The sequence below is a fragment of the Caulobacter sp. Root1472 genome (assembly GCF_001426985.1).
Lineage (GTDB): Bacteria > Pseudomonadota > Alphaproteobacteria > Caulobacterales > Caulobacteraceae > Caulobacter > Caulobacter rhizosphaerae.
Genome location: NZ_LMFX01000015.1, coordinates 15,181 through 32,598, shown reverse-complemented (window position 1 = coordinate 32,598; position 17,418 = coordinate 15,181). Strand labels below are relative to the sequence as shown.

Genomic DNA, 17,418 nt, shown 5'->3' with positions numbered 1-17,418 from the left:
CTTGGGGGAAAGCCATGACCATGACGCTCGAAGTCCAGAAGACCACCGGCATCGTCGGCCTGCTGGAAGCCCTGTCGGCCGAAATGTCGATCGCCGCGGTCTCCTGTGGGCACCTGGACAGCGCCCTGGGCCAGCTGCTTGAAGCCGTGCCGCTGGAGAGCCGGCTGAAGGTGATGCAGGAACTGCACATGGTCGACATGCTGGCCCAGCACATCACCGCCATCACCGACTTCACCGCCGGCCTGGCCAGCTCGATGGCCGCCGAGGGCGCGCCGGATGTCGATGGCGCCCTGTCGCGCATCACCCTGGGCGACGTGGCCGCGCGTCTGCGCGAGACCTTGCACGCCAAGGCGGCCTAAGGCGCCGTCACGGGCAAGGCGCGGCCGTACTCCCAGGCCCAAGGCATCCCCGTTTCGCCCAGCGCCGCCTTGACCAGCGGCGGGAAGATCCGCTGACCCACCTCGCTGTTGGTCAGCAGCACGATGCAGCGCCGACCGCGCTCGACGCAGGCCAGCATATTGTCGGTGATGTCGTTGTGCCCGCCCTTGAAGAAGGCGTGGCCCTGCGGACCGTCGAACACCACGACCCCGATCCCGGCCGCCAGGCCGATCTCGGCGTTGGCCGGCTCGACCTCGGTGTAGGTCGGCGGAAACTGATGCGGATTGGCGATCGGAAAGCTGGCCTTGGTCCGCTCGGCGGTGGCCTTGGCTGACAGGCCCTGGCCCGAGACCATGGCGGCGGCCAGCTTGGCGAGGTCGTCGATCGTGGTGTCCAGCGATCCGGCCGCCTTCACGCTACTGCGCTCGTCATGCGCCTCGAACTTGCCGTCCTGGCGATAGCCGTCGGCCAGGTTGGGGCGGAAGTCGGGCCGCCAGCTCATGGCGCTTCGGGTCATGCCCAGGGGCTGGAAGATCCGACGGTTCATGTCGTCGCCGACCTTCAGGCCCAGGCCCTGCTCGATGACGAACTGCATCAAGTTCAGGCCCTCGCCGGAATAGACGTAGCGCGTGCCGGGATCGGTCTTGATGTCCAGCTTCCCGTCGGGGTTCAGCCATCGGAAGTTGGGGAAGCCCGCCGTGTGGGTCATCAGCATGCGGGGAGTGATCTTCTCCCAGCGTGAATCGGCGGCCAGGTCCTTGTAGGCGTCGTAGTCGGGCAGGGGCTTTTGCAGATAGGTCTTGATCGGGGTGTCCAGGTCCAGCTTGCCATCGTCGACCAGCATCAGCACGTACTGGCCGAAGGCCGCCTTGGTGATCGAGGCCGCGTACATGACCGTATCGGTCTCCAGCGGCCGCCTCTGCTCGATATTGGCCCAGCCCTGAGCGCTGACATGCGCGACCTTGCCGTGCTCGATCACCGCATAGGCCAGGCCGGGGATCTTGCCGGCCGCCATCAGCCGGGCGGCCTCGGCGTCCAGGGCCTTGTAGTCGGCGGGCCTGGCGAGGGCGGGAGACGCGGCGGTCAGGCAGGCGACCGAGACGGCCATCGAAGCAAATTTACCCAGCACTGGATCCTCGTCGGTTGCGTGCGGCGGGGCCGTGGGCAAACTAGGGCCCAGTTTCAGCTTCTTGCCAAGGTTGTACATGGACCCCGATCGACGTCGTCTGCTGGCCGCGGGACTGTTCCTGGCCCTGGGCGGCTGCGCGGGGCGCGGGGGCGTGACCCTGGTCGTGCGGCCCGGGCTGGAGACCGGTGAGCTGGAGACCTTGCGTGGCGCGGTGGCCGGCCCCGCAGCGCTCGTCTTGAAAGTCGAATCGACCGGTTGCACGACCAAGGCCGATTTCGTCTTCTACGTCGGCCATGACGGTCGTGAGAAAACGGTTTCCTTCGCCCGCAAGCGCCTGGATGTTTGCAAGACGGCCCCGAGCGTGACGGAGGTCAGCTTCAGCTACGACGAGTTGGGTCTCGCAGGGGCGGGGAGTGTTCGGCTCCTCAATCCCGTAAACTGAGCCCTTTTCTCTCCGCTCATCCCGGCGAACGCCGGGACCCAGATGGAAGGGCTTCGAGGCTGACGCCAAGACCGCCGAGTCCATCCAATCAGCCACCGAGCTATGGGATCTGGATCCCGGCGTTTGCCGGGATGAGCGGATCTGAGAAGGAGAGGGAGAGGTCCTAGCTCTTCGGCGTGAAGCGCTCGACCATCCAGGGCAGAACCCGCGCCGGGCGCTTGGCGGCGATGTCGATCAGCACCCAGTCGGTGCGGCTCTGGGCGCACATCTCGCCGTCGGGGCCGTCGATGCGGAAGAAGCGTTCGAAGCGCGGCCCCTTCAGTTCGCCCACCCAGGTGTAGCCGGTGGCGATCTCGTGCGGCAGCAGTTCGCGGCGGTAGTCGATCTCGTGGCGGCGGGCCACCCAGCTCCACGGGGCCCGCTCCTCGGGGCTGGCCCAGGCGTCCCAGTGGGCGATGGCCAGGTCCTGGCCCCAGGCCAGATAGACCACGTTGTTGACGTGGCCGTTGGCGTCGATGTCCGACGCCTTCGGTTCGAAGGTCAGCGTGAAGGCGTCGCCTGGCGGGACGAAGAGTCGACTCAAGCCTCGATCAGGCCTTGCTCGGCCAGCAAGGTCTTCAGCTCGCCCGACTGGAACATCTCGCGGACGATGTCGCTGCCGCCGATGAACTCGCCCTTGACGTAGAGCTGGGGAATGGTCGGCCAGTCGGTGAAGGTCTTGACGCCCTGGCGCAGTTCGTCGTCCTGCAGCACGTCGACGCCGACGAACGACACGCCCAGATGGTCGAGGATCTGGACGGTGATCGACGAGAAGCCGCAACGCGGCTGGTCCGGCACGCCCTTCATGAACAGGACCACGGGGTTTTCGGCCACGGTCTTGGCGATGAAGTCGAGGGCGGGGGAGGCGGCGACGTCGGGGGTGGTGGCGGTCATGGAAGGAAATCCTTGGGCGTAGGCTCTCAGCTAGGCGCCGCGCCCCTCCGGGTCAAGCCTTGGCGCGGCCGAAGGTCTCAGGCGCGACGCTTTGCCTTCGCCGCTTCCTGGGCCGAGAAGCGGGCCATCTCGATCTGGGCGGCGCAGCCGGTGGGCAGGTCGCGCTCGGTGATCGCCGCCAGGGCCTCGATCTCGGCGGGCGAGCTGGCCGTGACCTGGACGCTGGCCAGGGACGGCTCGGTCAGGGCGTAGGCCAGGCAGATCTGCTGGGCGTTCCAGCCGGGCGTGTTGCGCAGGAAGTCGTAGCCGCCGACATCGGCCAGCGGATCGGTCTTGCGCCGCCAGAGCGATGGCTTGGGCAGGAAAGTGGCCCTGTGCGCCTCGCGCAGCGTTTCGGGCCAATAGTCCAGCCCGATCACCGCCATCTCGCGGCCCACGGCGGATCGCACGCGGTTGCGCTCCACCCAGCCCGAGGCCAGGTTGAACGGCGTGGTCATGGCCTCGAACTGGCCCGAGGCGACATAGGCGTCGAACTTGTCGCCGGCCCCCGCCACGCCGAGCAGGCGGATCAGCCGCGCGCCGCGCAGGGCCTTCAGCTGTTCCAGGGTTTCGGCGGGAAAGGCGTTGGCGTCCGGGTCGTCCAGGGTGGCCAGGTCCAGGTGGCCCAGGCCGGTGCGGTCCAGGGCCTGGTCGATCATGTCGTGCACGGCCTGGGCCTTCAGCGCCCGGTCCAGCGAGCCCCGCAACCGCCAGCCGATGAACAGCAGGCGCCGCTCGACCGTGGAGAAGGCCTCGGCCGCGCCCTCGATCAGGGCCGAGGAGACGCCGTCGATCTCGAAGCTGTTGATGCCGCTTTCCAGCGCCGCGAAGATCAGCTTGCGCCAGTCGGCCCCGCGCAGGCGCGGCTCATCCTCCAGCCTCAGCGTGATCGCCGAGACCGCTACGCCCGCGCTTCCGAAGGGGCGATAGCGCACGACCCCTACTCCGTCGGCGCGGCGGTTTCGAGCGCCAGGGCGTGCAGCGCGCCGCCCAGCACGTCGGCCAGGGCGCGGTTGACCATCTGGTGCTGCTTGACCCGGTTCAGGCCGCGGAAGGCCGGCGAGACGATCCGCGCCTTGTAGTGGTCGCCGTCGCCAGCCAGGTCGGTCAGCACGATCTCGGCGTCCGGAAAGGCGTCGTGCAGGCGGGCTTCGAGGTCGGGGAAGGACATGGGCACGGGCGAAGACTCCGAATCTCTCAACCTCGGTATGCGGCGTAAACCTTAAGAACGGACATACGGGAAAATGCCTATTCCTGCTGAAATGTTGCTTTCACGCCGACCCTGCGATGGCCGCGTGATTGGCGTCCTGGCGACCAAGGCGAGGCGGACTGGCTTGCCGACCGGGGAATCCGGACGCATTGAAGGGGGCATGACCCTTCGCGCCTTCCGCCACGCCGTCGCCGTCTCGGCCGTCCTCGTCGGCCTGACCGGCCAAGCCCACGCCGCGTCCAAACCCGGGGCCCACGCCTTGGACGACGTCCGCATCTTGTCGGCGGACAATATGGAGGGGCGAGGCGTCGGCACGCCGGGCGGGGCCAAGGCGCGGGCCTATATCATCCAGCGCTTCGGCCAGATCGGGCTGCGGCCACAGGACGGCAAGTTCGAGCGGCCGTTCACCTTCAAGCCCAGGACCTTCGGCAAGGACGTCACCGGCGTGAACCTGGTGGCGCGAATCCAGGGCACGTCCAGCTCCGACAAGGTGCTGGTGGTCTCGGCCCACTATGACCACCTCGGGGTCCGCAAGGGGCAGGTCTATAACGGGGCCGACGACAACGCCTCGGGGATCGCCGGCCTGTTGGCCGTGGCCGAGGCGTTCAAGGCCAGGCCGCCGCGCCACACCGTGCTGATCGTCGCCTTCGACGCCGAAGAAAGCGGGCTGAAGGGCGCCAAGGCCTTCGTCGCCGATCCCGCCGTGCCGCTGGCCAGCATCGGGCTGAACGTCAATTTCGACATGATCAGCAAGAACGCCAAGGGCCAGCTCTATGTCAGCGGCGCCGGTCCCCAGCCGTACCTGAAGCCGGTGCTGGAGGGGGTGGCCAAGACCGCGCCGGTCAAGCTGCTGCTGGGCCACGACACCGACGCCGAGGGCAAGGAGAACAACTGGACGGCGCAGTCGGACCAGGGGGCCTTCGCCGAGAAGGGCGTGCCCTGGGTTTATTTCGGCGTCGAGGACCACCCCGAATACCACCAGCCCACCGACGACTTCGCCACCGTGCCGCAGGACTTCTTCAAGCGGTCCGTGGCGACGGTGGTGAGCGCGACGCGGGCGCTGGATGACGACCTGGACGGGATCAGCAAGGGGGCGGGGCGGTAGGTTATTTGAACCCGCTCATCCCGGGCCCGGCTTGATTTTCCTCATCCTGAGGTGTTCGCCGCTTGCGGCGAGCCTCGAAGGACGCGGAGAGCTGGCCTGACCTGCGTCCTTCGAGGCCCGCTGCGCGGGCGCCTCAGGATGAGGATCTCCTTAGCTTGTCGCTCTGGGCCTTCGGCTGAACGGATCAGTGAAAGGTTCGACTCACCCCGCGCTCTCGTCCACCTCCTCGGTCTCTCCGTCGTCCTCTTCCAAACCGAACACCTCGTCGATGACCTCGACGATCTCCTCCAGGTCATCCAGCGTGACCCGCAGTTTCAGGGTCTGCTCGTCGTCGCCGGTGACGGTCAGGAAGATCCCGTCGGCGGTTTCCTCGAGAATGAACTCGTCCAGGTTGGGAATGACGGCCATGTCGGTCTCCTTGGCTGCCGGGCAAGCGGCTGGGCGCGACGTTCGTTCCCAGGGCGGCCTTCTGCGTTCCGGAGATAGATAGTGTCGCGATGCGCCAGTGTCGTGACGGCCGGGGAGGGGCGGGCCGGATCGATATTCAGCGGGCGGCCGAAAACCTCGTCCTTCGACAAGTTCAGGATGAGGTTTTCTACGGCTCGGTCTGCAAATGGTCCTCATCCTGAGCTTGTCGAAGGACGAGGACCACGCAGGGCTTGAAGGCCGATCAGGCCGGCTCGCCGACCTTGTAGCGATCGGCCGAGCGGTTGCGCGACAGGTTCGGCAGCAGCTTGGTCCGGGCGGCGTCATAGGCCGTGAAATCGGCCGGGTCGGGCAGGGACGGGATGGTGATCAGCTCGCCCTGGCGGAAGCCGGCCAAGGCGGCGTCCACCATGTCGTCGACCTCCATCAAGCCGTTGGGATCCAGCGCCTCGGCGCCGCCGCTGCCCGAGCGGTCCCAGATCTCCGTGCGGGTCGCGCCCGGCAGCACGGCCTGGAGCTGGATGTTGGGCGAGAGCTGCAGGCGCAGGGTCTGGGTGAAGTAGGTCACGTAGGCCTTGGTCGCGCCGTAGACGGCCATCTGCAGCTCCTGGGCCAGGCCGACTACGGACGAGATGTTGACGATCGCGCCGCGGTCGCGGGCGGCGAAGGCCTTGGCGGCGGCGTGGGCCAGGCGGGTGACCGAGACGACGTTCAGCTGGATCATGCTGTCGATCCGCTCCAGGTCCTGGTCGACGAAGGCCCCGGCCAGGGCGGCCCCGGCATTGTTGATCAGGATGTCGATCGCCGCGTCCTCGGCCAGCCGGGCCTCGACCTTGGCCAGGTCGGCCTTGTTGGTCAGGTCGGCGGTGAGGATGTCGATCTTGACGCCCGTGGCGGCGGTCAGCTTGGCGGCCAGGGCTTCCAGCCGGGCGGTGTCGCGGGCCACCAGCACCAGGTCGTGGCCGGCGCGGGCCAGGCGGTCGGCATAGGTGGCGCCGATGCCGCTGGAAGCGCCGGTGATCAGGGCCGCGCCGCGGAGGTCTTGCTTGCTCATCGTCTTCATCCCGTAGGGGTTGGCCAAGGCCCCATGGCCCGGTCGTGGAGCTGAAGTGGTGAGTCACTTCCGAAATGCAAGTCACTCACTTTCGATTTGCTAGCGATTGCCTATATTGAGCCCATGACCCGACGCGCCTTCGATCCTGGACAATGCCCCGTGGGCCGCACGCTGGAACGTGTGGGCGACACCTGGAGCCTGATGATCCTGCGGGACGCCCTGCAGGGCCTGACCCGCTTCGACCAGTTCGAGAAGAGCCTGGGCGTGGCCCCCAACATCCTGACCCGGCGGCTGTCGGCCCTGGTCGAGGACGGGTTCCTGGAACGCCGGCCCTATCAGGAGCGTCCGGTGCGCCATGAGTATGTGCCGACCGACCTGGCGCGCGACTTCGCGCCGGTGATGACGGCGCTGATGGCGTTCGGCAACCGCCACTATGCGGTCGAGGGCGTCGCCAGCCACATGGTCGAGGCGGCCACCGGCTTGCCGGCCGAGCCGGTGCTGGTGGACCGACGCACGGGCAGGCCGATGGACAGCCCAGACTTCGTCTACGCCGCCGGTCCCGCCGCCGGCCCGATCGTGCTGGAGCGGGTCGCCCAGGTGGACCGGGCGCGGCGGGCTTCAGTCTCCGGTGCGGACCGCGAGGCCGCCGGAGGAGCCTAGTCGATGCAGATCGCGCCGGTCGACTTGCCGCCGACGATCTTGGCGTAGCAGCCGAACTGGACGTTGGTCTTCTGGCACTGGCCGGTCGTGGCGCCCTGGGCCTCCAGGTTGCCCTCGGCGATGCAGGCGCCCTGGCAGTCGGCCTTGTCCGAGCAGGTCTTGCCCGCGTCGGCATAGGGCACGACGCAGGTTTGGCGCTGCAGGCGGCCGACCGGCTGCATCGTCCCGCCGCGCGCGGCGCACGAGGCGTCGGCGCTCTGGGCGGCCGGTTGCGGGGCCGGCGCGGGCGCGCAGGCGGCCAGCAGCGACAGGGCGAGGCTGGCGCTCGCCAGGAGGGAGGTCATACGCATACTGAAGGTCCTTTAGGCGACGGCGCCCATGAAGCCCGGCAGCCAGGCCTCGTGGGCCGTGCGCAGGGTTTCCAGCGGGATGCTGAACAGGTCGGTCGAGGCGAAGGCGTCGCCGCCGGCCACGCCGGCCACGATGGCGTGGACGCCGGCTTCCTTGGCCGCGGCCAGCACCGCGTCCGGGTCGGGCGTGGCCAGCAGGTAGCGGGCCTGGTCCTCGCCGAACAGGTAGGGATGGGCGTGGGCGTGGCTGGTGGCGTTCAGGGTGACGCCAACCTTGCTGGCCAGGGCGATGTCGGCCGCGGCGATCAGCAGGCCGCCGTCCGACAGGTCGTGCAGGCCGGCGACCAGGCCGGTGGGGATCAGGCCGCGCACGAAGTCGCCGTTCTTGCGCTCGACGGCCAGGTCGACCGGCGGCGGGGCGCCGTCCTCGCGGCCGAGGATCTCGCGCAGATAGATCGAGGCGCCCAGTTCGCCGTGGGTCTCGCCGATCAGCACCAGGGTGTCGCCCTCTGCGACATTGCCGAAGCCCATGCGCAGGTCGTAGTCGGAGAGCAAGCCGACGGCGCCGACGGTCGGCGTCGGCGGAATGGCGACGCCGTTGGTCTCGTTGTAGAGCGACACGTTCCCGCTCACGACCGGGAAGTCCAGCGCCCGGCAGGCCTCGGCCATGCCGTCGGTGGCGCGGACGATCTGGCCCATGGTCTCGGGCTTTTCGGGGCTGCCGAAGTTGAGGTTGTCGGTGATGGCGATCGGGGTCGAGCCGGCGGCGGTCAGGTTGCGCCAGGCCTCGGCCACGGCCTGCTTGCCACCCTCGTAGGGGTCGTTCTGCACGTAGCGCGGGGTGACGTCGCTGGTCACGGCGATGGCCTTGCCCTTGCCGTGGATGCGCACGATGCCGGCGTCGCAGCCGGTGGCGCTGTCTTCCAGGGTGTCGGCCATCACGTGGCGGTCGTATTGCTCCCACAGCCAGCGTTTGGAGGCCATGTCGGGACTCCCGACCACCTTCAGCACGGCGGCGGACCAGTCGGCCGGGGCGGGGATCTTGCCCGGGTCGAGGTGCGGATGCAGGGTCGGCTGGACCCAGGGGCGGTCGTACAGCGGCGCGTCGTCGAACAGCGGGGCCAGGGGCACGTCGCAGACCGTCTCGCCGTGGTGCTTGAGCACCAGGTGGCCGGTGTCGGTGGTGTAGCCGATGACGGCGGCGTCCAGGCCCCACTTCTCGAAGATAGCGTGGCCGTCCTGCTCGCGGCCGGGCTTCAGCACCGCCAGCATGCGCTCCTGGCTTTCCGAGAGCATCATCTCGTAGGCGCTCATGCCTTCTTCGCGCTGGGGCACCATGTCCATGTTCAGCTCGATGCCGACTCCGCCCTTGCCGGCCATCTCGACCGACGAGGAGGTCAGGCCCGCCGCGCCCATGTCCTGGATGGCGGCGACCGCGCCGGTCGCCATCAACTCCAGCGTGGCCTCGATCAGCAGCTTCTCGGCGAAGGGGTCGCCGACCTGGACGGTGGGACGCTTCTCCTCGGAGTCCTCGGAGAACTCGGCCGACGACATGGTCGCGCCGTGGATGCCGTCGCGGCCGGTCTTGGAGCCGAAATAGACCACGGCCAGGCCAGGGCCCGGGGCGGCCGAGTAGAAGATCTTGTCGGCGTCGGCCAGGCCCACGCACATGGCGTTGACCAGGATGTTGCCGTTGTAGCCCTTGTGGAAGTTGGTTTCGCCGGCGACCGTGGGCACGCCCACGCAGTTGCCGTAGCCCGCGATGCCCGCGACCACGCCGTCGACCAGGCGCTTGGTCTTGGGGTGGTCGGGTTCGCCGAAGCGCAGGGCGTTCAGCAGGGCGATCGGCCGCGCGCCCATGGTGAACACGTCACGCATGATGCCGCCCACGCCCGTCGCCGCGCCCTGGTAGGGCTCGATGTAGGACGGGTGGTTGTGGCTCTCCATCTTGAAGATGATGGCGTCGCCGTCGTCGATGTCGATCACGCCGGCGTTCTCGCCGGGACCGCAGATCACCCGCGGGCCGGTGATCGGGAACTTCTTCAGCTGGTTCTTCGACGACTTGTACGAGCAGTGCTCGGACCACATCACCGAGAACACCCCCAGCTCGACCAGGTTGGGCTCCCGGCCCAGGCGGTCGAGGACGACGGCGTACTCCTCCGGCTTGAGACCGAATTCGGCGGCCGTGTCGGCCATGGACTTCGCGGGGGCGGTCGAGGTGCTCATGGGCGGGCCTTCTAGCGTGGCCCGGGGGATTCCGCTATATTCTAGAAAGATCAAAGGTGTTTCTAGAATGGGCATCAGCATCAAGCGCGCGGAGACCGAGGCGCTGGCTCGCCAGGTCGCGGACGCCACGGGCGAAAGTTTGACCGAAGCGATTCATCAGGCTCTGGTCGAAAAGGTCGCCCGGCTTTCCGAGCCCTATGCTCTGTCGGAGGCCGAAGAGGCGACCAAGCAGGCGTTCTTCGCCGAGCTGGACGCACGCCCAATCCTCGACCCTCGCGATTGGCGCGAGATCGAGGCTGAGCTCTATGACGAGCACGGTCAGCCGATCGGATGATCGTCGACACGTCCGCCCTGCTGGCCATCGCCCTGCGCGAACCGGAACGCGACGCCTTCTACGTCCTGCTGTTGCGCGCCAAGCGTAGGCTGATGTCGGCGGCGTCCTATGTCGAGGCGGCGGAGGTCTATATGCGCCGGACCAGCGCTTTGACCGGAATCGCCTTGCTGAACCGCGACCTTGCCCAACTGAGGATCGAGATCGTCGCGGTGACGGCCGAGCAGGCCTACGCCGCCGCCGAGGCGCGGCGGGTCTATGGAAAGAGCCGCCACGACGCCGATCTGAACTATGGCGACAGCTTCAGCTACGCCCTGGCCAAGTCTCTGGATGAACCCCTGCTGTTCAAGGGAAATGACTTCATCCACACTGACGTGAAGCGAGCCGCCCCATGATCTCCCGCCGCCACCTGCTCGCGCTCGCCGCCGCCCTGCCGCTGACCGCCGCCGGCGCGGGCCCCGTCCGGGTGCGGATGGTCACGGATCTGGGCCCGATCGTCATCGAGCTCTATCCAGACAAGGCGCCGGTCACCGTGGCCAACTTCCTGGCCTATGCGGACCGGCATTTGCTGGACGGCGGGACCTTCTACCGGACCGTCTCGCCGAAGAACGACAACAACCCGGCCACCATCAGCGTCATCCAGGGCGGGCTGAACCGCGACGACAGCCCGCTGCCCGCCATCGCCCACGAGACCACCAAGGTCACGGGGATCGGGCACACCGACGGGGTGATCTCGATGGCGCGGGACAAGCCGGGCACGGCGGGGTCGGAGTTCTTCATCTGCCTGGGCGACAACCCGGCCCTGGACTTCGGCGGGGCCCGCAACAAGGACGGCCAGGGCTTCGCGGCCTTCGGCAAGGTGGTCGAGGGGATGGACGTGGTCCGCAGGATCCACGACGCCCCCACGCTCCGCAAGGCCGACGATCCCTACATGAAAGGCCAAATTCTGGAAAATCCGGTGAAGATTCAAAAGCTAAGCCGGAACTAAGGCAGCTTGGCGCTAGGAACGGGCGGACTCCCGAGCCGTTTTCTTCTCCGTGCGCGATCGGCGCGCTGTCCAAGGAGAAAGCTCATGGGTGACAACAAAACCCGCGGCCCGCAACAGCAGCAGAACGACCCGCAGCGACAGTCCCCGGGCCAGCAGCAGCAGCAGGGCGACCGCGACCGCCAGAACGAGCAGGGCCGCAATCCCGGCGGCCAGGCCAACCAGAAGGATCAGCAGCAACGCTGAAGAAGACCGCTCCGTGAATGTGAAGGAGGGGCCGGCGGTTTACCGCCGGCCCCTTTTCTTAGATCCTCCCCCTATGGGGGGGTGTCGGCGAAGCCGACGGAGGGGGGAGTGATCGGCAGGCGCCGCACCCGGGATCGATGATCCGAAGGCTCCCCTCACCGGCCTTCGGCCGCCTCCCCCACAGGGGGAGGGTTTTGCTGTTACTGCACCACCGGCAGCTCAATGAAGCTGGCTGTGTCGCCCGCGTGGTAGACCCGCTGCGTCGCCTTCACATAGTCGCCGGGTTTGGCGAAGAAGATGTTGGGCGTGAAGGTCTGCGGGTTGCGGTCATAGAGCGGGAACCAGCTGGACTGCACCTGGACCATGATCCGGTGGCCCGGCTGGAAGGTGTAGTTCGCGGTCGGCAGGATGAACTGGTATTTCAGCGGCGTGTTGGGCTTGAGCGCCTTGGGCGCGCTGAAGCTCTCGCGGTAGCGGCCCCGGAAGATGTCCATGCCGACGGCCAGCTGATAGCCGCCTAGCTCAGGCTGGCTGGGAACCTCGTCGGGGAAGACGTCGATCAGCTTGACCACCCAGTCGCTGTCCGTGCCGCTGGTCGAGGCCGTCAGGTTGACCTTGGGCACGCCGGCGATCTTCAGCGGCGCGGTCAGGGGCTCGGAGACGTAGCTCAGCACGTCGGTACGGTCGGCCACGGCGCGCTGGTCGGTCAGCAGCCAGGGCGTCCAGCGGTCGCGGTCGCCGAACTTCATCGGCCGCGGGATGTAGGGCACGGGCTTGGCCGGGTCGGAGACATATTCGTCATAGGCCGCCGCGCCCTTGGCCGGGGCGGGGGCGCTGAACGACAGGCCGCCCTTCTCGGTCAGGTACAGGGGTTTGTCGCCACCCTGCGGCCAGCTCTTGTAGCGGTCCCAGCGGTTCTGGCCGGGGTCGTAGATCAGCACCGGCGGGGTGTCGGCCTTGGGCGCGCCGTCCTTCAGGTACTGGTTGAAGAACGGCAGCAGCACGTCGCGGCGGAACTGCAGGGCGGTGTCGCCGTCCCACTTGAACGCGCCCAGGCTGGAGCCGTCATAGTTCACCTGGCTGTGCCGCCAGGGACCCAGCACCAGGTAGCTCTTGTCGTTGGCCGTGTCCTTGGGCTCGGTGGCGGCGTAGGCGTGCACCGCGCCCCACATGTCCTCCTGGTCCCACAGGCCCTGAATCCACATGGTCGGCACCTTCAGCGGCTGCTCGGCCATGGTCTTGTCCAGCGCCTGCTGGCTCCAGAACGGCGTGTAGGCGGCGTTCTCGGTCAGCTTCTTCCACCAGGGCAGCACGTCCAGCCCGTTGGCCTTGGCGTAGTCTCCAGCCGAACCGGCCCGGCGGAAGTTCTCGTAGTCGTCGGGGCTGCGGCGCACGATGTCGTCGCCGGCGCCGCGCTTGGTGGTCTGGCCGGTGAAGTAGTCGAAGTTCACCTGCCGGAAGGCGCCGAAGTGGAACCAGTCGTCGCCCATCCAGCCGTCGACCATCGGGCTCATCGGCGCGGCCACCTTCAGGGCCGGATGCGGGTTCACCAGGGCCATGACCACGGTGAAGCCCTCGTAGGACGACCCCAGCATGCCAACCTTGCCGTTGCTCTCGGGCACGTTCTTGGTCAGCCACTCGATGGTGTCGTAGGCGTCGGTGGCGTGGTCGACCTCGCTGTTGTTCAGCGGCCCCTTCAGCGGGCGGGTCATCACATAGTCGCCCTCCGAGCCGTACTTGCCGCGGATGTCCTGGATGACCCGGATATAGCCGTCCTTGACGAACACCTCGTCGCCCTGGGACAGGGTGGCCAGCATCGACGGGCTGTCGTTGCGCGCGGTGCGCTTGGCGGCGTTGTAGGGCGTGCGGGTCAGCAGGATCGGCGCGTTCCTGGCGCCCTTGGGCACGACGATCACGGTGTAGAGCTTGGTCCCGTCGCGCATCGGGATCATCACCACGCGCTTGTCGTAGTCGTAGCCGACCTTGGGCGCGACGTACTTGCCGTCGATGTCCGGGGTGAGGGCCGGGGTCTGGGCCCAAGCCTGAAGAGAGCCGGCGGTGGCGAAGGCGGTCAGGGCGGCGGCGGCCAGCAGGCCGGCGCGGAAGGCGGATGCGAGACTCATCGAAAAGCTCCCCAAGGGTTGAGCGCACCTTAGGAGCGGTTTTCGAGGGGCGCTATAGTGTAACACCGGTCGGCGCGGCGACTTGAGCCGGCGACGGCCGCGTGCTCCCTTGCCCGCTGATCGGCGAGTCGGTGGGTGTTTCATGCGTAGCGTTTTCCTGGCGGGCGTCGCCCTGGTGTCCGCCCTGGCCGCCCAGCCCGCGACCGCCGCGCCGGACCTGGATCTTCGCGACAACTACGCCCATCGGCGCTGCCATGGCGGCGAGAACGCCGGGGAAGGGCTGACCGTCGGCGTGCCGGGGCAGGAGGCCAAGGCCATCGCGGCCTCGCAGGGACGGGTCAAGCGCAGCGGCAAGGTGCTGACGCTGGGCAAGGTGCGGCTGAAGACCAGGATGGTCGACGGCGACGGCGATGGTGGCGAGGAGTTCGAATATCTGGGCGGCTGGGCGCGATCTGGCCTCGAGGTGGTGTTCGTGCTGCGCTACGAGGACCTGGCCTGGCGGCTGATCGACCCGCGCAGCGGCCAGTCGATCGAGATGGGCGGCCCGCCGCTGGCCTCGCCGAGCGGCAAGGCGATCGCGGCGGTCGGCGACGACAGCCTGATCAACGAGTTCAACGGCATAGAGATCGTCGATTACAAGGATGGCCGGTTCGAAAGCCAGGCGATCGACGCCGACTACGCCTGCGACCCGGTCTGGCTCAGCGACGAGGTGCTGCAGCTGAAGGTGCTGTCGCCGAAGTACCGCGACAAGAACGGCGAACTGTTGGCCGGCGAACTGCCGCCGTCGGCTTGGAGGACGACCAAGGTCGTGCGCAAGAACGGCGAATGGACGCTGGTTGCGCCGAAGCCGTAGCCTGGATCGACGTTCAGCTCTGGGGGCGAAAACCTCGTCCTTCGATAAGCTCAGGATGAGGTTTTCTGCGCCCTGGGCCTCTAAAGGTCCTCATCCTGAGCTTGTCGAAGGACGAGGACCACGCACGGCCTTGAAGGCCGATTCGCTCTAGATCAGGCCGAGGCGAAGATGCTGCGGAACAGCAGGGCGCCGTCTTCCGAGCCCAGGTCGGGGTCGAACGAGCGGTCGGGGTGGGGCATCAGGCCCAGCACGTTGCCCTTGGCGTTCATGACGCCGGCGATGTCGCGGGCCGAGCCGTTGGGATTGTCCTGGTAGCGGAACACCACCTGGCCCTCGCCCTCGATGCGGTCCAGGGTCTGCTCGTCGGCGAAGAAGTTGCCTTCGCCATTGCCGACCGTCATGACGGCCGAGCGTTGCTCGCCGAAGCTGGCGGTGAAGCGGGTCTGGCTGTTGACCACGTCCAGGGCCACCGGCTTGCAGATGTATTTCAGCTTCTCGTTGCGCAGCAGGGCGCCGGGCAGCAGGCCCGCCTCGCACAGCACCTGGAACCCGTTGCAGATCCCCACGACCGCGACGCCGTCGTCGGCGGCCTTGATCACTTCGCGCATCACCGGGCTCTGGGCGGCCATGGCCCCGCAGCGCAGGTAGTCGCCGTAGGAGAAACCGCCCGGCAGGACGATCAGGTCCAGGTCTTCCGGCAGGGCCGTCTCCTGGTGCCAGACCATCTCGACGCGGGCTCCGGCGGAGCGCTCGATGGCGACCTTGCAGTCACGATCGCAATTGGAACCGGGGAAGACGACGACGGCGGCTTTCATGGCGCGGGCCTGTAGCACCGTTCGTGGGGGTTGTCAGCGCGGAAAGACCCCTCAGTCGCTTCGCGACAGCTCCCCCAGAGGGGGAGCATCTGGCGCGGCGTAGATCCTCCCCCTCTGGGGGAGGTGGCCCGAAGGGCCGGAGGGGGCTCTTCGCGCGGCCCCTACGCGCACTCGTCCAGCACCGGCTCCACGCTGGCCTCGTCGGGCGCGGGGAAGGGGATCTTGAACGTGAAGGCCTCCGGCGTCGGGCCGTGGGCCTCCAGCAGGGCCAGCTTGGCCTTGGCTTCCTCGATGGTCGGACGGTGACCGGCCGGGACCCACCACAGCACCATGTAGAGGTCCATGTGCTCGAACCATTCGCGGCGGCGGCGCATGAACTGCACGTGGCCGCTGCGATAGACATAGGCCCCCAACGACGGGACGTCGGTCCAGACCGACATGTTGATGGCGACCAGGGCGTCGTCGAACGGCTGCAGGTCGGTGGCGTTGTTGCCGTCGCCCGTCAGGCGCCAGACGAAGCCGGGCGAAGCTTCGGCCAGGGCGTTGATCGGGTCGAGATTATCGGCGAAGTCCTTGATCATCGGGTGGTCGATCGGCGCGCGCAGGCGACCGATATTGACCTGGGCCAGGTGAAACTTCGCGCTCATGGATTTCCTCCGATTTCACCGAACATGGGGCGGCGAAGCGGGAGCGGAAGACGCCGCGCAAAGAAAAAGCGCCGCTCCCGGAGGAGGGCGCCTGATCTTGGGTCCGGCCTTGATCGTCAGGCGATCTCGACGCGGTAGCTCTCGATGACCGTATTGGCCAGCAGCTTGTCGCACATGGCCTTGACCTCGGCCTCGGCCTTGGCGGCGTCGGTCTGCGTCAGGTCGAACTCGATGGTGCGGCCCACCCGCACGCCCGACACGTCGGCCCAGCCCAGGCCGTGCAGGGCGGCTTCGACGGCCTTGCCCTGGACGTCGAGGACGCCGGGCTTGAGGAACACTTGAACCTTGGCTTTCATTTTCACTCGCCTAGTGCACGCCGCCTTGGATGACGGTGGGCATTTCCTTCATGATGCCGAGGCGGCGGGCCACCTCGGTATAGCTTTCGATGACATTGCCCAGGTCGCGGCGGAACCGGTCCTTGTCCATCTTCTCGTTGGTGGCCGAGTCCCACAGCCGGCAGCTGTCGGGGCTGATCTCGTCGGCCAGGATCACGCGACTGAAGTCGCCTTCGTAGACGCGGCCGAACTCGATCTTGAAGTCCACCAGGGTGATGCCCACGCCGCTGAACAGGCCCGACAGATAGTCGTTCACCCGCAGGGCCATGGCCATCATGTCGTCGATCTCCTGGGTGGCGGCCCAGTTGAACGCGGTGATGTGCTCCTCGGAGACCATCGGGTCGCCCAGCTTGTCGTCTTTGTAGTAGAACTCGATGATCGAGCGCGGCAGCGGGGTGCCTTCGGTCAGGCCCAGGCGCGTGGCGATCGAGCCGGCGGCGATGTTGCGCACCACCACCTCGAGCGGGATGATCTCGACTTCCTTGATCAGCTGCTCGCGCAGGCTCAGGCGGCGGATGAAGTGGTTCTGCACGCCGATGCCGTTCAGGCGAGTCATGATGTACTCGCTGATGCGGTTGTTGATCACGCCCTTGCCCTCGAGGACCGCCTTCTTCTGGGCGTTGAAGGCGGTCGCGTCGTCCTTGAAGTACTGGATGAGGGTGCCCGGCTCGGGGCCCTCGTACAGGATCTTGGCCTTGCCTTCGTAGATCTTCTTGCGGCGGGTGGTCATGGCTCTCGTCGAGGCCCTTCTGGTTGCGGGCGCGCCCCTGTCCGGAAACCGGTCCGGAAAATCTCCGGAGAAACGAAAAGCGCGCGCGGCGGATAGCTGCGCGCGGCGTTCGACTCAAGGCCGCTCACGAAAAATGTCGTCCCGAAACTAGCCGAACGCGGCCCCTGGCGCAAACAGGCCCGGAGCATCGCGCGGAAAAGCGGACGCCGGTTTTCCGCAAAAAGGGGATGCGAAGGCAAAAAGCTGGAGCAAGCCGCGCAATTCCCGTATCGCGTGGTTTGCTCCAGCCGGATCGGCGCGATTGTGAGCGGATCGGCGCCGCTGCGGCGTTGCTTACGATT

At 67.5% G+C, this 17,418-nt stretch carries 23 protein-coding genes and 1 pseudogene; 9 read left to right on the top strand and 15 right to left on the bottom strand.

The features are described 5' to 3' along the window. Positions 1-14 precede the first annotated feature (14 nt). A complete protein-coding gene (locus tag ASD47_RS11970; RefSeq protein ID WP_082564589.1) occupies positions 15-359 on the top strand; it encodes a hypothetical protein in 345 nt (114 codons plus the stop codon). Here the strand turns inward: ASD47_RS11970 and ASD47_RS11965 are convergent. Next, entirely contained in the window at positions 356-1,507 is a 1,152-nt protein-coding gene (locus tag ASD47_RS11965) for a serine hydrolase (protein WP_156402222.1), read from the bottom strand. The two genes, ASD47_RS11970 and ASD47_RS11965, sit on opposite strands and share 4 nt — an antisense overlap. 76 nt (positions 1,508-1,583) lie before the next feature. Between ASD47_RS11965 and ASD47_RS11960 the strand changes: the two genes are divergently transcribed. Then, on the top strand, positions 1,584-1,949 hold the full coding sequence (locus ASD47_RS11960) for a hypothetical protein (protein ID WP_056756382.1): 366 nt from the start codon (positions 1,584-1,586) through the stop codon (positions 1,947-1,949). Between the two features lie 163 nt (positions 1,950-2,112). Here ASD47_RS11960 and ASD47_RS11955 read toward each other — a convergent pair whose 3' ends face one another. The 4 genes from ASD47_RS11955 to ASD47_RS11940 form a co-directional block, all read right to left on the bottom strand. Beyond that, on the bottom strand, positions 2,113-2,532 hold the full coding sequence (locus ASD47_RS11955) for a thioesterase family protein (protein ID WP_056756380.1): 420 nt from the start codon (positions 2,530-2,532) through the stop codon (positions 2,113-2,115). Next, a complete protein-coding gene (gene grxD, locus ASD47_RS11950) occupies positions 2,529-2,882 on the bottom strand; it encodes a Grx4 family monothiol glutaredoxin (RefSeq protein ID WP_056756377.1) in 354 nt (117 codons plus the stop codon). Before grxD ends, ASD47_RS11955 begins: the two co-directional genes overlap by 4 nt. A 77-nt stretch (positions 2,883-2,959) precedes the next feature. Continuing rightward, positions 2,960-3,856 (bottom strand): aldo/keto reductase, encoded by an 897-nt coding sequence (locus ASD47_RS11945; protein WP_056756374.1) that lies wholly within the window; start codon positions 3,854-3,856, stop codon positions 2,960-2,962. A gap of 5 nt (positions 3,857-3,861) precedes the next feature. Then, a complete protein-coding gene (locus tag ASD47_RS11940) occupies positions 3,862-4,098 on the bottom strand; it encodes a BolA/IbaG family iron-sulfur metabolism protein (protein ID WP_012287488.1) in 237 nt (78 codons plus the stop codon). 193 nt (positions 4,099-4,291) lie between these two features. Here ASD47_RS11940 and ASD47_RS11935 point away from each other — a divergent pair, with 193 nt between their 5' ends. Beyond that, positions 4,292-5,236, top strand: coding sequence for a M20/M25/M40 family metallo-hydrolase (locus tag ASD47_RS11935; RefSeq protein ID WP_056756371.1), 945 nt, complete (start codon positions 4,292-4,294; stop codon positions 5,234-5,236). A gap of 201 nt (positions 5,237-5,437) precedes the next feature. On the opposite strand, the gene ASD47_RS11930 is transcribed toward ASD47_RS11935, so the two are convergent. The 3 genes and pseudogenes from ASD47_RS11930 to ASD47_RS11925 form a co-directional block, all read right to left on the bottom strand. Continuing rightward, positions 5,438-5,644 (bottom strand): hypothetical protein, encoded by a 207-nt coding sequence (locus ASD47_RS11930; RefSeq protein WP_056756368.1) that lies wholly within the window; start codon positions 5,642-5,644, stop codon positions 5,438-5,440. Positions 5,645-5,797: 153 nt separating this feature from the next. Further along, a pseudogene (locus ASD47_RS27590) lies at positions 5,798-5,888 on the bottom strand (hypothetical protein); the annotation flags it as partial. 18 nt (positions 5,889-5,906) lie between these two features. Beyond that, complete coding sequence (locus ASD47_RS11925) at positions 5,907-6,716, bottom strand: SDR family oxidoreductase (RefSeq protein ID WP_156402221.1); 810 nt, start codon at positions 6,714-6,716, stop codon at positions 5,907-5,909. Positions 6,717-6,875: 159 nt separating this feature from the next. On the opposite strand from ASD47_RS11925, the gene ASD47_RS11920 reads away from it, so the two are divergent. Continuing rightward, positions 6,876-7,376, top strand: coding sequence for a helix-turn-helix domain-containing protein (locus ASD47_RS11920; RefSeq protein WP_235525865.1), 501 nt, complete (start codon positions 6,876-6,878; stop codon positions 7,374-7,376). On the opposite strand, the gene ASD47_RS11915 is transcribed toward ASD47_RS11920, so the two are convergent. Next, positions 7,373-7,726 (bottom strand): hypothetical protein, encoded by a 354-nt coding sequence (locus ASD47_RS11915; RefSeq protein ID WP_156402220.1) that lies wholly within the window; start codon positions 7,724-7,726, stop codon positions 7,373-7,375. The genes ASD47_RS11920 and ASD47_RS11915 overlap by 4 nt on opposite strands. A 12-nt stretch (positions 7,727-7,738) precedes the next feature. After that, positions 7,739-9,952: a phosphoribosylformylglycinamidine synthase subunit PurL gene (gene purL, locus ASD47_RS11910; protein ID WP_056756357.1), complete on the bottom strand. Its 2,214-nt coding sequence runs from the start codon at positions 9,950-9,952 to the stop codon at positions 7,739-7,741. Between the two features lie 67 nt (positions 9,953-10,019). Here purL and ASD47_RS11905 point away from each other — a divergent pair, with 67 nt between their 5' ends. The 4 genes from ASD47_RS11905 to ASD47_RS27140 all read left to right on the top strand — a co-directional run bounded on the left by ASD47_RS11905 (position 10,020) and on the right by ASD47_RS27140 (position 11,514). Continuing rightward, positions 10,020-10,286: a type II toxin-antitoxin system VapB family antitoxin gene (locus ASD47_RS11905; protein WP_056756354.1), complete on the top strand. Its 267-nt coding sequence runs from the start codon at positions 10,020-10,022 to the stop codon at positions 10,284-10,286. Beyond that, the gene (locus tag ASD47_RS11900) at positions 10,283-10,678 is read left to right on the top strand and encodes a type II toxin-antitoxin system VapC family toxin (protein ID WP_056756352.1); all 396 of its coding nucleotides are present in this window, start codon (positions 10,283-10,285) and stop codon (positions 10,676-10,678) included. The genes ASD47_RS11905 and ASD47_RS11900 overlap by 4 nt, the downstream gene beginning before the upstream one ends. After that, on the top strand, positions 10,675-11,271 hold the full coding sequence (locus ASD47_RS11895; RefSeq protein ID WP_056756349.1) for a peptidylprolyl isomerase: 597 nt from the start codon (positions 10,675-10,677) through the stop codon (positions 11,269-11,271). The genes ASD47_RS11900 and ASD47_RS11895 overlap by 4 nt, the downstream gene beginning before the upstream one ends. Before the next feature lie 84 nt (positions 11,272-11,355). Next, the gene (locus ASD47_RS27140; protein WP_163232014.1) at positions 11,356-11,514 is read left to right on the top strand and encodes a hypothetical protein; all 159 of its coding nucleotides are present in this window, start codon (positions 11,356-11,358) and stop codon (positions 11,512-11,514) included. Positions 11,515-11,714: 200 nt separating this feature from the next. Here ASD47_RS27140 and ASD47_RS11890 read toward each other — a convergent pair whose 3' ends face one another. Beyond that, a complete protein-coding gene (locus tag ASD47_RS11890; RefSeq protein WP_056756346.1) occupies positions 11,715-13,637 on the bottom strand; it encodes a CocE/NonD family hydrolase in 1,923 nt (640 codons plus the stop codon). A 142-nt stretch (positions 13,638-13,779) separates the two neighbouring features. On the opposite strand from ASD47_RS11890, the gene ASD47_RS11885 reads away from it, so the two are divergent. Next, the gene (locus ASD47_RS11885; protein WP_056756343.1) at positions 13,780-14,490 is read left to right on the top strand and encodes a hypothetical protein; all 711 of its coding nucleotides are present in this window, start codon (positions 13,780-13,782) and stop codon (positions 14,488-14,490) included. A 152-nt stretch (positions 14,491-14,642) separates the two neighbouring features. Here the strand turns inward: ASD47_RS11885 and purQ are convergent, their stop codons facing one another. The 4 genes from purQ to purC form a co-directional block, all read right to left on the bottom strand. Next, a complete protein-coding gene (gene purQ / locus ASD47_RS11880; RefSeq protein WP_056756340.1) occupies positions 14,643-15,305 on the bottom strand; it encodes a phosphoribosylformylglycinamidine synthase subunit PurQ in 663 nt (220 codons plus the stop codon). 161 nt (positions 15,306-15,466) lie between these two features. After that, complete coding sequence (locus ASD47_RS11875) at positions 15,467-15,952, bottom strand: DUF3291 domain-containing protein (protein WP_056756336.1); 486 nt, start codon at positions 15,950-15,952, stop codon at positions 15,467-15,469. Between the two features lie 116 nt (positions 15,953-16,068). Next, on the bottom strand, positions 16,069-16,308 hold the full coding sequence (gene purS, locus ASD47_RS11870) for a phosphoribosylformylglycinamidine synthase subunit PurS (protein ID WP_056756332.1): 240 nt from the start codon (positions 16,306-16,308) through the stop codon (positions 16,069-16,071). A 10-nt stretch (positions 16,309-16,318) separates the two neighbouring features. Further along, the gene (purC, locus tag ASD47_RS11865) at positions 16,319-17,077 is read right to left on the bottom strand and encodes a phosphoribosylaminoimidazolesuccinocarboxamide synthase (RefSeq protein ID WP_035070989.1); all 759 of its coding nucleotides are present in this window, start codon (positions 17,075-17,077) and stop codon (positions 16,319-16,321) included. Between the last annotated feature and the right edge of the window lie 341 nt (positions 17,078-17,418).

Bases quoted from the DNA above. Each gene is read 5' to 3' on its own strand.
- purC (WP_035070989.1), bottom strand. From the start codon at position 17,077: ATGACCACCCGCCGCAAGAAGATCTACGAAGGCAAGGCCAAGATCCTG.
- ASD47_RS11905 (WP_056756354.1), top strand. From the start codon at position 10,020: ATGGGCATCAGCATCAAGCGCGCGGAGACCGAGGCGCTGGCTCGCCAG.
- grxD (WP_056756377.1), bottom strand. From the start codon at position 2,882: ATGACCGCCACCACCCCCGACGTCGCCGCCTCCCCCGCCCTCGACTTC.
- ASD47_RS11960 (WP_056756382.1), top strand. From the start codon at position 1,584: ATGGACCCCGATCGACGTCGTCTGCTGGCCGCGGGACTGTTCCTGGCC.
- ASD47_RS11900 (WP_056756352.1), top strand. From the start codon at position 10,283: ATGATCGTCGACACGTCCGCCCTGCTGGCCATCGCCCTGCGCGAACCG.
- ASD47_RS11895 (WP_056756349.1), top strand. From the start codon at position 10,675: ATGATCTCCCGCCGCCACCTGCTCGCGCTCGCCGCCGCCCTGCCGCTG.
- ASD47_RS11925 (WP_156402221.1), bottom strand. From the start codon at position 6,716: ATGAGCAAGCAAGACCTCCGCGGCGCGGCCCTGATCACCGGCGCTTCC.
- ASD47_RS11915 (WP_156402220.1), bottom strand. From the start codon at position 7,726: ATGCGTATGACCTCCCTCCTGGCGAGCGCCAGCCTCGCCCTGTCGCTG.
- ASD47_RS11875 (WP_056756336.1), bottom strand. From the start codon at position 15,952: ATGAGCGCGAAGTTTCACCTGGCCCAGGTCAATATCGGTCGCCTGCGC.
- purS (WP_056756332.1), bottom strand. From the start codon at position 16,308: ATGAAAGCCAAGGTTCAAGTGTTCCTCAAGCCCGGCGTCCTCGACGTC.
- ASD47_RS11885 (WP_056756343.1), top strand. From the start codon at position 13,780: ATGCGTAGCGTTTTCCTGGCGGGCGTCGCCCTGGTGTCCGCCCTGGCC.
- ASD47_RS11930 (WP_056756368.1), bottom strand. From the start codon at position 5,644: ATGGCCGTCATTCCCAACCTGGACGAGTTCATTCTCGAGGAAACCGCC.
- purQ (WP_056756340.1), bottom strand. From the start codon at position 15,305: ATGAAAGCCGCCGTCGTCGTCTTCCCCGGTTCCAATTGCGATCGTGAC.
- ASD47_RS27140 (WP_163232014.1), top strand. From the start codon at position 11,356: ATGGGTGACAACAAAACCCGCGGCCCGCAACAGCAGCAGAACGACCCG.
- ASD47_RS11935 (WP_056756371.1), top strand. From the start codon at position 4,292: ATGACCCTTCGCGCCTTCCGCCACGCCGTCGCCGTCTCGGCCGTCCTC.
- ASD47_RS11970 (WP_082564589.1), top strand. From the start codon at position 15: ATGACCATGACGCTCGAAGTCCAGAAGACCACCGGCATCGTCGGCCTG.
- purL (WP_056756357.1), bottom strand. From the start codon at position 9,952: ATGAGCACCTCGACCGCCCCCGCGAAGTCCATGGCCGACACGGCCGCC.
- ASD47_RS11890 (WP_056756346.1), bottom strand. From the start codon at position 13,637: ATGAGTCTCGCATCCGCCTTCCGCGCCGGCCTGCTGGCCGCCGCCGCC.